This is a genomic window from Cupriavidus sp. SW-Y-13 (assembly GCF_009793345.1).
GTDB lineage: Bacteria > Pseudomonadota > Gammaproteobacteria > Burkholderiales > Burkholderiaceae > Cupriavidus.
In genome coordinates, this window is the sequence record NZ_WHLX01000002.1 from 1,891,062 (window position 1) to 1,907,038 (window position 15,977).

Genomic DNA, 15,977 nt, shown 5'->3' on the forward strand with positions numbered 1-15,977 from the left:
TCACATACCTCTGCCAGCAGGCTTCGTAAACGACGGAATCGCGTTGCGAAGGATTGAATATGACCCCCCCAGATCCGTCGGTCGAATAATCAGGACATTGCCGGGGCGTATTTCGTTCCACTTCATAATCTGGGGCGTATATGCGCCCTTCGCTGCCAGCGTTGTATCGGCATAAAGATTCGCTCCTAGCCTGCTGTCGGGCACTCCCCAGCCCGGCACTTGTTCACTCTTGATGCGGCGGTTGACAGCCCATACATTCGATGCCGCACTATCACTCAGCCCCTCCGCCGCCGCAAATCCACGTAACTGCAACCGTACTCGGTCATCAATAAAAACACCGAGATCCTTCGCAGACTTAGGCAAACGTCCTCGATCTATGGCGTCGATGCCATCTCTGTAAGCGTCATCCGTCGCAGCCTGATGGATATCAAGGACCTTCTTCTCAAACTCCATCGGAGTCATTTGAGTCTTGCCGATGCGCAGGTTTTGATAGTCGTCGCCCCATGTCTCGCGCATGCGTTGATCGCGCACGAATTCTTCGTAAACTCGCCCCAGATTATCTGTCGTGGCGGCGTAGTCCCGGACCACCTTTCCGCTAGCGTCCCATGCCAGGGAATACTCCGGTACGTTCTTAACACCCGCATCGATCATGCCCTGGCGCATCCTCTCAATCTGCCCTTCTGCTTGCGTACGACTCAACCTACCCAGATCTTCGCGCAATCCTGGCAGCTCACCAAGCAACCCAAACGGATCGGCCGCGAGATTCAAGGCGGCATCCCAGTTGCCATTCCGCACCATCTCGAAGTTGCCAACACCTCCACGTGGAATGCTACGCGCCACACCACCAGTAGGCAGTAGCTGCCCGCCCTCCAACGAAGCGTCACGAGCTTCCTGCCCCGCAATCTCCCAGCGAATCTGACTTTCGATAGCATCCCGACGCGCCTGCACATCTTCGGAGAAGATGTGCAGGCTGTCATCCACCAACCCGGCGCCACCGAACGTCCCCGTCAGCCCCGCAGTGGAATCCAACGGCGCATATGCGGAACCGGTGCCATAGATCGGATCCAGACGACTGCCATATGGCGTCACGGTAACGCCCTGCAATGTCCCCACAAACTTCGATCCGAGAGCTTCTTCGACTGGACTCTGGGCATCGCTCATGACGCTGTTGTTGCTGGCCAGCAGTACCGACGATCCGCCATCTGCGTACCCATTTCTCGGAGTCGAGAATGCCTCGACCATCTGGTTGTCCGCTGCATCGCTATCGAATCCGCCGCCGGTCTGCGCCTGCGCCGCCGTCAGAACCTCCTCGCCCGCACTGGACTGGCTGGAAGAGTTGCCATTGGCCAGGCTACTGCCCAGCGCACTGCCAAATGCATCCGTCGCGACTTGCAGCACGTCGACACGTCCGCCGGACATGGCACGCGTCGTCAGACCGGCGCCGAAGCTGCTCAGTACAGCTGCCGCATTGTTTGTAGAACCTCCAAAGGTGTCTGCGAAGCCCCGCGTCAGTGCGGTACTTTCTCGTCCGATCACCCGGCCGCCGTCGTCGAACTTAACCTCACCTAGCAGATTGTCAGTGATGCCTTGTCCGGCCGCCGCTCCGACGGCGGACGCCACTACTCCGATCCAGTTGAAGCTCTTCTGAAGTCCTGTTGCTACTGCAATTCCCTGTGTCGACGCGCTTACCAGTGCTGCGCGCATTGCAGCATTTGCAATTCCGTTCGCAGAGAGACTGACGGATGACAGACCGCCTGATATCGCACCTCCAATTGTTCCAAGCGCAACGCCCTTCCAGTCGAAGCCCTTCTGGACACCCAATGCCATGCCAACTAGTTGCCCGGCGACCGCACCCGCAGCACCGCCAATCGCCCCCGCAGCGACCAAACTGCCAGCCGTCCAGGTGGCCCCCCCTGCCCCTACAGCCGAGACAGCACTCGCACCCGTCACGGCGACCCCTTCGGCAACCGCACCTGCACCAGTGCCCACTGCGACACCTTCTGCCGCAAGATAATACTGCTGCGAAATTACTGCGACCACGATGATGACGACGGCCACAATGATAGCGCCGAGCATCCCGCAACCACCGCCACCCGCACTCGGCATCGGCAGGTTCGGCGTCGTATCCCCAACAACCTTGCTCGGGTCGTACGGCTTGAACACGCTACCGTCGTTGTGGATGCCCGTGGCCTGGTTCGGGATGTTCAGCGTCTGACCCACGCGCAGGTCGCGGTCCGAGCTCAGGCCGTTGGCCTCCGCAATGCGGAACCACAGCGCCGAATCACCGTAGGCGCTGCGGGCGATGCTTTGCAGCGAGTCGCCGTTCTGCACCGTGTAGCTGCCCGGCGACGCGTTCGGGTAGCTCGCCACGATCGACTGGTAGCCAAAATCGTAGTCCGCACTGTACGAGAAGTTCGGGTTGCCCTTGCCATCCTTCGGCGTCACAGGATTGATCCCCACGCCGTGCTGGCCGATGACTTCGCCGTTCACCACGAGCTGACGGTTGACGTTGCCGCCCTGGTTGACCTGCAGCACATGGCCAGCCGCGTCGTTCACGAACGTCCGGTTGTTAGCCGGCATCGTCGCATCGGTAATCGAGACCAGATTGCCGTTGACGTCGTAGCTGCTCGTGGTCGAGCCCCCATTCATCTTGTTGCTACTGCCCGTGAGCGTGCCCTGCTTGTAGCCCTCGAACCGCAGCATGCTGTAGTTGTAGACGTTCGTGTAACCGCCTGCGTAGTCAGATAGCGTGTACTGCAGCACGTTGCCCGCGGCATCGTAGCTGTCGTAGTTGACGTCCGCCTTCAGCACACCGTCGCTCTTGTACGTGCGCTGATGCAGCAAGCGGCCATTCGCGTCGTACTGGTTGACGCGCATTTCCAGGCCGTTGGTCTGATCCTGCGCCACACCCTCGTTGAGCTTGTTGACGTAGTCCTGCGGCAGGTTGCGCGAGCCACTCATGGTCACACGGCCGGCACCGTCATAGAAGCGGTGATCGATCTGCACGCCGTCGCGCACCACGCTGACCAGACGGTTCTGATAGTCGTAGCTGTAGTTCTCCGTGACCAGGCCCTCGGAACGAACGAAGTGCGTATCCGAGAAACCATAGATCGCCTCGCCGGATTCCTCGTAGCCGATGATGATGGACTCGCCACCAGCGGTGGTCACCTTGTTGCCGTAGTACAAGTCGGACAGACGATTGCCGTTCTTGTCGTACGTGATGTAGTGACCCTGCGCACCGAGGTTGCCGTACGGATCCACGCCGTCCACGATGGTCTGGCGGTTCATCGAGTCGTAGCGGAAATAGCGGCCCACATCCGATCGATTGTTGCCGTCCACCGAATGCTGCTCGATGTACGTACGGTTGCCCACCGCGTCGTACTGGAACGAGATGTGCACCTGGCCATCGGCCACGTCGCGCAGGCGATTCAGTGCGTCGTAGGCCAGGAAGTTGTCCTGGTACACCACGCCGCCCTGTTCGGTCTTCTCCCGTACCTTGTTGCCGGCCAGATCGTACGCGTAGGTCGTGGTCTGGCCCAGTGCGTAGTCGGAGATCCGGGTCACCTGGCCTGCCGCGTCGTAGCCCCAGCCCAGGGACTGTCCACGCGTATTGCTCTGAGCGATCAACTGCCGGGCGTTGTCATAGGCGTAGCTGTACACGGCGCCGCCAATGTCCGTATGTCGCGTGACTCGGCCAAAGTAGTCGTAGGTCCAGGTAGACGCCATGCTGGTGGGATCGACCTCGGCAATCTTGCGATTCAGCGCGTCATACGCGGAACGCGTGACCTGCCCCATTGGTTGCGTAGTCGACAGCAGGTTGCCGCGCATGTCGTACGCATAGCGCACGACGGCCCCGGCGCCATTGATCTGCATGCGCAGACGGCCGGCCTGGTCGTACACATACTGCTCCGTCACGTTCTGCCAGCCGCTGCTCTGGAGGTTGTAGCTGCCGTCGATATACGTGACTTCGGTCGCCGCATGAATCGTGCTCGTCAGGCGATTGGCCGCGTCATACGTGTAGCGTGTGAGCCAACCCATGGCGTCGACCATCGACGTCTTGTTGCCGAAGGCGTTGTAGCGGTAGTTCACTACGCCGCCGTCAGCATGCAGCTCGCTCGCGACATTGCCCGCTGCATCGTAGGTCTTGCCATTGACGTTGCCGTTGGCATCGACCACCGCCACTTCACGACCCATTGCGTCATAGGAATGGCGCGTGACAGGACTCAGGTAGGTCTGATTGCCCTCGGCATCGGGTCGGCGCTCTTCGATAACCTGGTTGTTGGCGTTGTAGCGGTACGTGGTCTTGAAGTACGGCGAGCGCGGATCGTTGATCTCGAGCACGTTGCCCCAACGATCCAGCTTCTGCTGCACGGTCGGACGCGCCCAGTAGGCGTCTCCGTTGACGCCACCCACCGACTGCCCGATGGACCCGCCAGCCTGGCTGGCGCTCAGGCTGATTGCAATGTTCGACGTGGTCGAGACGCTTGCGCTGTACTGCGCCGGAATCGGGTTGACATAGTAGGCCGGGGTATAGGGCGGCGTAGTCGACTGCGTGGTCGGCGGCGGCGTAGTGCCCTCCACCCATACCTGTTGCTGCTGCGTCTGCCACTGATAGACCGTGTACGGCACGCCTACCACCACATTGCCTTGCCAGGCGTAATGCGCGTTCAGGATCTGGTTGCCGGATTCGTCCGTGCCGATGACAACCGGATAACCGTAGAGCGGCCGCGGCGCCACGGTCATGTAGGCATTCGGGTTGGGCGGATAGATCGTGACCCAGCTGTAGACCGGCACGCTGCGCGAACGCCATTCCGTCACATACACCGTGGTGTAGATGATGTTGCCGGCCTCATCCCGCGCCGGCACAGCGTTGCCGGATTCATCGGTCGTCATGACCGGCGGGCCCTGCGTGGGGACCTGCACCGTATACCACTCGGTGGCCCAGCTTGTGAGCTGATACTCCGCGTACGGAACCGCCACCACGACACTACCCTGCCATGCGTAGTGCGCGTTGAGGATCTGGTTGCCCGATTCGTCCGTACCGAGGATCACCGGGTACGTGTACTGCGCCGGGGTGTAGCCGGTGATGTACTGGGCCGGATCGGCAGGGTACGCGGTGACTGGCACCTGCACCTGGACATTGCGGGTCTCGTAGTGACCCGGGCCCTGTGCATAGTAGGTCAGCGTGCCCAGGGCCTGGCCGACGCGATTGCCTGCCACGTCCGTGACAAAGAGCTGATATTCGTACTCGCCTGCGGGCAGGCCGGTCACATTCACATACTGGCTTGCCGGATTACCCGATTCGTCGGCCGCTTCGGAATATACCTGCAGGGAAACCCAGGTGCCGCTGCCCTTGGCGCGGTACATGAACTGCGCATTGGTGCCGTAGGTGGCCGGCCACCGCAGCAGCTTGGCGGGCGTCGCACCGATGATGTTGCCGGATTCGTCCTTGGTCCACGTGGTGTTGCCGGCCTCGTCCACGACGGGCTGCGTACCCACCACGCCGTCGGCCAGGCTCACACTCACCGGTGGGTAGTTGACCTGCGGTACCCAGTATCCCGGCACTTCGGCAACCTTGACGAAGGTGCCCGTCGCATGGGCGTAGGGGGCATTGGTGCCATCCTGCGTCCACAGCACTTCGAATTCGTACGTGCCGGCTCCAAGCTGGGCCGTGTCCACACCCATCTGGCCGCCGCCTCGGGGCGTTGCCGCCATCTGCTGCCAGACGATACCGCCCACGGGGCGATAACGCACCGTCTGAACGATGCCGTCACCGGGGCTTTGCCATGACAGCACGCCGGCAGCCGCCTGGCCATAGCCGATCGGCGTACCGATGGTCTGCAGTGCCGGGGCGGCCAGGCTGACATTGCCCGTGCCCGTGATGCGCGTGACGCCGTCGCGCCCCACGGTGATGACTTGATACTTGTAGTTGCCCGGCGGCATCCCGGCCGCGTCGTAGCGCAGCGTATCGCCGAAACGCGTGAGCGGCAGGGCATTGCCCCATCCGCCGCTGCCATCGGCCGGTGCCAGTTGCAGATAGACAACCTGCATCGGATCGGCAGGTGCCTGTACGTCGATGGAATTGCCACCCACGCCCGCGCCGTTCTGATCGAGAACCAGAACCCACTCGCCCTGTGCGTTCTGCTTGTAGACGCGCACATGATTGATCTTGCCCACACCGCCTGGCTGGTAGCTCGGCTCGTTCGACCACACCAGGGACGCACCGTAGGCACCCTGCTCCGCCGTCAGGATCTGCGAACGCGACCGCGGTACGCCCGGAACCGTCACGGTGTTCTGGGAACCGCTTTCGTCGCTGCTCTCTCCCGTGCCCTGCACGTTGTACGTGTAAGACGCGGTCGTGTAGTCCACGTCCACACGCACCTGACCCGCGCCCAGATTCTGCAGCCCTGACCATGAGAGATTGATCTGGCTGGTGCCGGACCACATCACGTTGCCCGACTCGTCGGCGGACGGCGTGGCCGACGAGAACGACGTCGACAGGACCGTGGACTGGGCGGTAACGCCGCCCTGCGACTGCAAGCGTTCCGGGCCGGACATCGATACCTGACGGCCCAGTGCATCGTACTGGGTATCCGTCCGCCGTACATCGCTCAGTGTGCGCGCGATGTCGGCACTGCCGATAGCGGCGATGTTGACATTGCCCCGTCCCACGCCAGCGCTACGGATATCGGCCGTGGCGTTGCCGTACAGGTCGAAGAGCGTAATGCGATCCGCGCCATCGGTATTGTTGGTCCGCCACAGGTGGCCCGCATTGTCGTAGTCGTAGTACTCCTGGCGGCCGCCATTCACGCCCTTGCGCACCACCTCGCCAAACGCGTTGTATTCCTGCGCGGTATCGGTCAGGCCAGCCTGCGCCTGGCTGATCTCGTTGATCCCGGAACCGTTCCCCTGTGCAGGGCTACCTTCCCACTTGCTGACCCACTGGCCACCCTCGAACTGCCATACGCGGATGTACGTCAGCGAAGAGAGTCCACCATCGCTGCCGCCGTTATCGGTCCACGCGATAGTGGCGCCGCTCGCAGCCGATCCGGCCGAGAAGTCCACCGTCCGGCTTGCCGCATGTGCGGCAACACCGCCCGTTCCCAGCGACTGGCCGTTCTCGTCCGTACCGAGCGAGTAGCGGGTGTCGAGGGTGATGTAGTCGATCTGGATGCGTACCAGGTCTCCCTGCGCATTGATCAGCGAAGACCACGCCAGATTGACCTGGTTGGTACCCACCACGCCGACACGGCCGCTTTCGTCCATCACTTGCGTGTGGGCGCCGCTGTACGAGACGTTCAGGCCGCCCTGTAGCACCGTGGTCGAGGCCGGGTCCACCGTATGCGTCAGCTGGCCGAGCTTGTCGTACTGGTAGACCTCGAACTGCGTATGCGTGACGTTGTCGTTACCGGTGACCGACTGCCAGGTCTTGGCCACCTGGCCGCGTTCATTGAACGAGGTGAAATGATTGACGCCCGTGGCGTCGGTGACTTGCGTGGCGTGACCATGCGAGTCGTATTGCGTGAAGGTGTAGCGATCGGTTCCCCGCTCCACCACCGCGTAAGTGTTGGCGTTGGCCACACTGGCGCCATCCGCACGCTGTGCCATCAGCACGACATTGCCATAGGCGTCGCGCCAGAATTCCGTGAGCGGTGTCAGCGTGCCGTCACCGGTCTCGCGGCTGGCAACCCAGGGCGATGCCACGGCCCGCACGCGGCCCAGTGCATCGTAGTAGGTGAAGGTCCTGCCGCCCGCCGCATCGGTCACGCTGGTCTGGTTGCCCACCGCGTCATAGGTATATGACGTGGTCAGGTTGCCGCGCGTGCTGCTGCCGTTGGAAGCGGTGCTGTATTCCACGTTGACGCGCGTCTCGCTGATCTTGCGGTTGGCGCGGTCAAAAGCAATCGTCGTGGTCCGGTCCTCGGCAGAACCCGTAACCGCGCCGTAGCCGGATACAGACCAGCTGCCAGCGCCCAGTGCCGAGGCGTACTCGGTCTGCGCCACGACGTTGCCGGCTGCATCGAAACTCTTCGTCGTCAGGTAACCCAGCGCATCGACCGAGGCCGTCTGATTGCCGCGCAGGTCGAAGTAGTTAGTCGTGGTTGCCCACGCATTGGTGACTGCATTACGCAGCAGGCTCACCTGCACGGTGTTGCCAAACGCATCGAACGTGGTGCGCGTCGTCTTGCCCGCGGTGAAGTACTGCGCGGCTCCCGTCGCGCTGGAGTCGTAGGTGAATGCCTGCGGTTCCACGAGCTCCACCACGCGGCCGAGCCTGTCGTAGGTACTGGTGATCTGACGATCGAGGCTGTGATCGATACCGGCTGCATTGATGGCGGCTTCGAGCGTGGCACGCGTCGGCGCGCCCGCAGCGCCGTTGAATGGCGTGTTCGACAGGCTCGTACGTGTGGCGTAGCGCACCAGGCGGCTCACCTCGCCATACGTATTGCGGGTATAGCCGGTGACGTAGCCCTCGGCGTCGAGCTCATACAACACATTGCCGAGCGCGTCGTAGACCTTGGCGCTGGTGTTGCCAGCCACATCCTTGCCGCCCACGGCGTTGCCAAGGGTGTCGTACCAGGTCTCGGAAGACAGCACGCGGACGGTTTCCACGCGACCCGCATTACCGTACTGGCCGTTAGCCGCCACGTTGCCGAGCGCTTCGCTGTAGACAGCAACGGGGGGGAAAGTCGTCTTGATCTGGCGGCCCAGTGCGTCGTACTCGTAACGCGTGGTACGTTCTTCCGTGCGGCCTGCTGCTTCGGTACGCGCCAGCAAATTGCCCAGTGCATCGTACTGGAACCGCGTTACCACCGAGCCGTATCCGTTCTGGGAAACCACCAGGGTGCCGCCGGCACCCGTCGCGGACACACCGGTCAACAGCACCTGCGGCGACGTTTCCTGGACCAGGCGACCACTGGCGTCGTAGTCGTAGGACCAGACATTGCCGAGCTTGTTGGTAAAGGTAAGCTTTTCGCCCAGGCCGTTGTAGGTGTAACGCTCGACCGCACCGAGCGCATCGGTGCTCGCCACCAGGTTGCCCGACGCGTCGTACGTGAAACTGTTGACCCGATCCATCGTCGCCGCGGCCACCACTGCCGCACCGATTGCCTCAGCCGTGCTTGCCGCAGACGCCGGAATTGCCAGGGCGTACTGCGTGGTCTTCACGATGTGGCCGATGCCGTCGTACTCGTTCTTCTTGACGTAGCCCAGCGCATCCACCGAATACAGCAGCCGGTTGCCCGCGTCGTACGCGCGGCGCTCGATCCGGTCGTGCGCCACGTCGGCAACGAGCTTGCCGCGCAGCGTAGCCAGCGTGGACGTGGCCGTCAGTCCGCTGGCATCGATAGCCTTGGCATATGTGCGTACCGACACGATGTTGCCCACCGCGTCGTAGACGTTCTCGGTAGCCACGCCCAGCGCGTTGATCGCCAGCGCGGCGCGGTTGGCCACGTCATAACCGTAGCGTTCGATCCGGTCCGCGCCATTGGGCTGGATGGCTGCACGGATGGCCGCCAGCGTAGGGTTGGACAGGGCCTGCGTCAGCGCGGTACCGGTCAGTGCCGTGGCATAGCGCGTGCTGACCGTGACGTTGCCGTTGGCGTCGTAGCTGCGCTCGGTCACGCCGCCCAGGGCGTTGACCTGGAACACCTGGCGATTGGCCGCATCATAGGCGTACGACGTCACCACGTCGGCCGCGCTCGACACCACGGTGCTGAACGCCGCACCGGCAGCAATCGGCGTGGCATACCGTACCGAACGGATCAGGTTGCCGGCCTTGTCGTACACGAACTGCGTGACGGCACCCACCCCGTCGACGCTCCAGACCGGGCGGTCCGCCCCATCGTATTCGGTACGGACGTGTGCATCCTTGGCGGCATTGGCCACCAGCGCCACTGCTGCCTTGATGGCCGCAGCGGTTGCAGCAGTCGCCACCGGCACCGGCGTGGCATAGGTAATGCGCTCCAGGACGTTTCCAGCCTCGTCCCACTTCGTCTCGGTCACGATGCCGCTGGCATCGATCGTATAGATCGGGCGGTTCAGGTCATCGTAGACCGAGCGCACGCGCTGATCATGCGCCGCATCGGCCGTGACCGCCGGGGTCGCCTTGCCGTCCCACTTCGACAGGTCGATCCGGTTCGCGTAAGCCACACGCTCCACGACATTGCCGTTCGCGTCGTACTTGTATTCGACCACCGCTCCGGTGCCGTCTACCGTGAAGCGCAGACGACCTGTCGCGTCGAACACGCTCGACGTCACGCCGTCACTCGCTGCCGATGCCGCAATCCGGCCTGCGATGTCGGCAATCGTCAGCGATGCCGGCAGTCCGGCCAGCGCAATGGGCGACGCGTAGGCAACCGAGCGCACCACATGACCTTCGGCGTCGTACACCGATTGTGTAACCGCGCCATTGGCACCAACCTTGAATACCAGGCGGTTGTTCGCGTCGTAAACGAAGCGTGACACATGGCCCAGCGCATCCACGCTCTGCACCATGTTGCCGTTGTTGTCGTACGCGTATGTCGTGGTCAGGTTCAAGCCCGCCGGGTCCACCTGCTCGCGGACGCGTCGGCCCGCCGTGTCGTAGCTATAGGCCGTGACCACGCCGTTGGGCGTGGTGACCGTCAGCACATGACCCGCGGCATCGTAGGCGTAGGTGGTCTGCAGGTTCAGGCCGCTTGCATCCACGGTCTGCTTCAGTACCTGGCCCTTCTGGTCGAACTGGTAACTCGTGATCGTGCCGCGCGGATCCTTCACCGTCAGACGGTTGCCCAGCGCATCGTACGTGTACGTCGTCGTCAGGTTGACGCCGGTGGGGTCCAACTGCTGCGTGAGCACACGCCCGGCTGCGTCGTACGTGTAGTTGATCGTGTTGCCGTGGACATCGATCGTCTTGATGAGGCGGCCGGCGCGGTCGTAGGTCTGTTTGGTCTGCGTGAGATTGGTGTCCGTCTGGATCAGGGTACCGTTGGGGTTGTACTTGTAGACCGTCTCGAACCCACGCGCATCGGTGAGCTTCACCGTTTGCCCATGACGGTTGCGGGACGTCACCGTCACGACGTTGCCCGGCAGGGTCACCGTCACCGTACGGTTCTTGTCCGAGTACGCGTACTTCGTGACGTTGCCCAGCGCATCGGTCTGCGTCAGCACACGGTCGAACGCGTCGTACGTGCTGCCGCGCAGGCCGCCCAGCGGATCCTTTGTCGACACCGTACGGCCGAGGCGGTCATATGTGACCTCGCTGACGTTGCCATTGCGGTCCACCGAACGGATCACGCGCCCGAATGCATCGTAGACGGCGCTGCTGACCTGGTTCAGGCCGGTGCGGTCCAGTACCGTCTGCAGGGCCAGGCCCCGGTGATCGTAGGCGGTCTCGCGCGTGACTGTGCGGCCATCGCCAAGCGCCGTGGTGCGCGAGACTTCCTCGCCGAACGCGTCGTACGCGAAGCTCGTCTGGTTGCCGGTGGCGTCGGTCGTACCCGATGCCAGTCCATTGGCCGTATACGTATAGGTGACCTTGCTGTCCAGCGCCGGGTTGCGCACGGCGTCGATGGCCGCCTGCAGCACGCTGTTGACGATGCCGCCGGCATTGGCGCCGGTCAGGTTCGCCATGCTGATCCGCGTGGCATAACGGATCGATGCCGTCAGCAGGCCCTGCGCGTTGTATTGCTGCTCCGTGACCTCGCCCAGCGGGTTGACGGTATGCGTCAGGCGGCTGTCGGCATCGTAGAAGTACAGCGTGCGCAATCCGTTGGCATCGGTGCTGCTGGTCCGGCGGCCCGCCGCGTCATACGTGTAGGTGGTGGCGTACTGCGACCAGATCGCGTCGATCTGCGCCTGCGTCATGCCGGCGGTCAGCTTGGATGCGCCTTCGGCCGACAGCTCGGCTGTCACGCGGCCCTGGATGTCGTAGCGTACGTTCAGCGTGCGGACTTCGGTGGTGCCGCTGGCGAGCACAGTCGACGTCCGGTTGCCCATCACGTCATACGTGTAGGCCGTGATCGTACCCTCGACGTTGGTCTCGGTCAGCGCCCGGTTGAACAGGTCGTACGTGCGCTGTACGGTCTGGTCCGCGGCGTTGGTAGCCGGACGGATCGTGGCCAGGTCCGATGCCGATGTGACCGTGCCTACCGCCTTGTTGGCATAGCGAACCGTCTTGGTCACGTTGCCCGCGGCGTCGTAGGTGTTCTCGGTCAGGTAGCCCTCGGCATTGACCGTGGCGATGAGCTGGCCCTTGCCGTCGTACAGGTACACGTCGCGCGCATCGGCGGCCGCATTGGCCGCCGGCAGCAGTTGTGCCAGCGTGCCCGTGGCACGCAGCGATGCGGCAGTGGCCGTGGCATACGTGATGCGTTCGGTCAGCTTCCCCGCTGCGTTGTAGCGCAGCTCCGACAGATAGCCCTCGCCGTCGAGCGTGGCGCGCAGCAGGCCGTCGGCATCGTAGAAATTACGCACGATGCGGTCGTCCGCCGACGTGGCCGGCGTTGCGCTGGCTACACCCGGATTCGCGCCCAGGCCCGCAGTATCGATCCTATTGGCATAGCGGATCACCGCCACCACACGCGAGGCGCCGTCGTATCGCGTTTCAGTCACCGCACCGGTGGCATCCACCGACTTCACCAGGCGGCCGACGCTGTCATAGATGCGCCATGACTTGCTGTCGAGTGCGGAACCGTTCGGGCGAATGCTGGCCAGCGAAGGATTCGTCGGAACACCCTGCGCATCCACCAGTTGCGATGTTACCACCGCATTGGCGTAGACGATGGTCTCGGACAACTGCCCCGTCTTGTTGTAGACGAATTCGGTCAGCGTACCGTTGCCATCAACCTCGGCGCTCTTGCGCCCGGCATCGTCGTAAAGAACCCAGCGACGTACGCCCGTCGGATCCTGGGTCATCACCAGGCGTCCGTCGGCGTCGTAGCTGTAGGTGGTCTGGCTCAGTTGCTGGGACGCCGCATTCGCCTGCGACACGCTGACCAGACGGCCGGCCTTGTCGTAGACACTGGTGGTTACCAGTCCATTGGCCGACAGCACCGACGTCTTGTTGCCGGCGTCGTCGTAGTGGGTGGCGGTCAGTTGATTGGCCGGATCGAGCGTCGCTACCAGTCGGCCCAGACCGTCGTAGCTGTACTGCGTCACGGCACCGGTGCCCGAGATAGTCTTGAGCAGCCAGCCGTGCTGATCGTATACGTATTGGAGCGTCGACGCGCCAGTGGCCACGCCATTGCCCGAGGCATCCACGGTCGCATACGTCACGCTGGACTGCAACTGACCACGGAAATCGTAGGTCATGTCGGTCTGGATGACCCTGCGCTTGTCCTGCGTGGCTGCCCAGGCGGCCGCCTGGGCCTCGGTCACCACCGACGTCTCGGTCAGCGATGCCACGTTGTAAGTGCCCGCGCCATACTCGATACTGCGCACGCGATTGCCGGCCGCATCGTAGCGATACTCGGTCACGCGCCCTTCGGCAGAGATCGTGAATCGCAGCAGCCCCTTGTTGCCGGCATCGTAGATGTAGCGCGTGGTCTGCGGCGCACCAGGCTGACCGGTCCCCGCGCCGTCCGGATCGGCCACAAGATAGGCCGTCTCGCTGAGCAGGCGGTTCTGCGCATCGTAGACACGCCGAACAGTATTGCCCGCGGCATCGCGTTGCAGCGTCTGGTTGCCGTTGGCGTCGTACTCCATGTCGATCGCCCGGCCTTCCGCGTCTACCACGCGGACCAGATCGCCATTGGCGTTGTAGGCGAACGTGGTGACCTGCCGAACGCCGCCGGCGCCCGGCGCGTCCACGCTGGTCAACTGGCCGCTGGCATCGTAGTCGTAGCGGGTGACGAGTCCGAGTGGATCGGTCACCGTGGTGCGGCGGTTGGCCAGATCGTACGTATATGCCGTGGTCTTGCCCAGGCCATCGGTGACCGTGGCGATGCGGTATTGCCCACCCACCTGCACATACGTAAACGCCAGGCTCGTGCCATCGCTCTGCGTCACCGTGGCAATGCGGTTGCTGGCGCCGTCGTACGTGTATGTGGTGCGATAGACATTGCCATCGGCCACCGAGGCGTCATCGGGCGTCAGGTCGACGGTAACGGTGCTCAGCCGATTGCTGGCATCGTAGCCATAGCTGACGGCGCTGACCGCCTTGGGGGTGCCACCAACCAGCACCATGCTGCGCACACGCGCGACGTTGCCATTCGCGTCATAGTCGAGCAGGATCGATTCGCCATCGCTGTTGGCGATGCCAATGACGCCACGGTCGCCCCAGGTATAGGTGAGCGAGCGGCCCTGCGCATCGATACTGCTGGCGATGCGCCCTGTCGGGTCATAAATCTCGTTGCGCTGCGTGTCGCCGTCAATCCACGCGAACCGGCCGGAGATGGTGTCGTAGGCGATGACGTCGTTGGCGCCGCCGCCTGCCGTCGTTACATAGAGGCTGCGCGCCGCATCATAGGTGTAGACCGCCTGCGATCCGTCACGATCGGTGCGCACCACGGTGCTGCCCGCTGTGCCCGCCGTGCCGGAGATCTGCAGCTTCGTATCCAGCCCGTTCCACCAGTTGTCGCCGTTGTCGTCGTTGAACTGGCCCTGGCTGTTGTAGGTCCGCAGGACGCTGGTCGCGCCGCCGATGCCTACCAGCCGGTCGTCACGGTCCTGGAGCACCAGGTTGCCCGTGGCAACGTTGACGTAGGCCTGCTCGCCGTTGCGCCCCTGGGCCGCGTTACCGAGGGCGCCGCGCTGCCCGAGCGTGGCGAGGGACGTAAGGTTCAGACCGAGGCTGTTGCCGCTGACGATCGCTACCATGGTTTTGTTCTTGACCTGTATATGGTGGGTTCACGAACAGTCGGCTCTGGGCATCGCCACAGCAACTCGACCGGTCCTCGAACCAGTACATCCAGCGCTTTTGGATTCCGTTTAGCGAAAGGCGGCCTCGAATAGCAGTAATCGAACGGTCATACGGGAGGGAAATGGAGACAGGCACCGGGCGCGCGGCGACGGCAGGCGCAACCGGTACGGCCGGTTGGCGGGAGAACAGCAGGATAGGGAATGCACGCCTACATCGCCGCCGTCACCATGGATGACGGGGGCGACGCACGGCGCGGGGGGCGCGTCAGGCAGTTAGGGCGGTTCAGACTGCCCAGTACTTGAAGACCAGCACGCGGCGGTCGGTCGGGCAGATGCGCGAAACGGAGCGGCCCACGTGTGCGGGGTCTCCATCGATGATCATCACGCGTCCGGGTTTCGGCATGACGGCAGAGGTAATTTCCATGTCGTCATCGAACACCAGCGTCTCGCCCGCCCAGGCAACCTTCCATTCCTTGTTGCAGTAGACCAGTGCGGTACGGTGGCGGGGACGTTCGCTCGCTTCGGCAATGTCCTGATGCAGCCGGCCTTCGGTACCAAACGTATTGGCACCAAGCATGCACTCGTACAGACGAACCGGGTAGTCGTGGCTGGCCTTGATCAGGCGCCACGCTTCGAGAATAGGGTGCAGGCTACTGTCGAGTTCGGCAAGCGTCGGCTCGATGTCGGTCGTGTACGGCGTCTCCGAAAACGCAACCGGATAGTACCAATGCATATCCAGCTCATGGGACTTGAAACGCTCCCAGCGATTCAGAAAATGCAGCGGCATCCATGAAATGCATTCGATCAGCGACTCGCACAACGCTTCTGGAATCAGCGTGTCCGAGACCCGAACGTTGGACCCAACTAACATGGTGTCTCCCAGGTTTGAAACAGACTGCGCGAAGCGGTAGCACGACCCGGCATACCGCTTCGCGATGTAGCGATCAGCGTTCGATGCCGTCGCCGCAACCACCCGAGCCCAGCGGCAGGCCCATCTTGTGGGGCGGGCGGGCGCGGTGCCACGAGCCCCAGCGGCCGCTGGCGGTCTGTTGGTTTTCCTCGATCTTCTGGTTGCGCTGGACATTGTCCGGCGACGGCGCAGACGTGAACTTCGATTTCTGCTGTTCATTCATGAT

3 protein-coding genes are annotated in these 15,977 nt (G+C 63.1%); all 3 read right to left on the bottom strand.

Going from position 1 to position 15,977, the window contains the following annotated elements; genetic code table 11:
- The gene (locus GA566_RS24010; RefSeq protein WP_160474226.1) at nt 1-14,799 is read right to left on the bottom strand and encodes a LysM peptidoglycan-binding domain-containing protein; all 14,799 of its coding nucleotides are present in this window, start codon (nt 14,797-14,799) and stop codon (nt 1-3) included.
- Between the two features lie 325 nt (nt 14,800-15,124).
- Entirely contained in the window at nt 15,125-15,712 is a 588-nt protein-coding gene (locus GA566_RS24015; protein WP_160474227.1) for a 2OG-Fe(II) oxygenase, read from the bottom strand.
- Nucleotides 15,713-15,785: 73 nt separating this feature from the next.
- Nucleotides 15,786-15,974: a hypothetical protein gene (locus GA566_RS24020; protein ID WP_160474228.1), complete on the bottom strand. Its 189-nt coding sequence runs from the start codon at nt 15,972-15,974 to the stop codon at nt 15,786-15,788.
- Between the last annotated feature and the right edge of the window lie 3 nt (nt 15,975-15,977).

Coding starts and splice junctions, on each gene's coding strand:
- GA566_RS24010 (WP_160474226.1), bottom strand. CDS start 14,799: ATGGTAGCGATCGTCAGCGGCAACAGCCTCGGTCTGAACCTTACGTCC.
- GA566_RS24015 (WP_160474227.1), bottom strand. CDS start 15,712: ATGTTAGTTGGGTCCAACGTTCGGGTCTCGGACACGCTGATTCCAGAA.
- GA566_RS24020 (WP_160474228.1), bottom strand. CDS start 15,974: ATGAATGAACAGCAGAAATCGAAGTTCACGTCTGCGCCGTCGCCGGAC.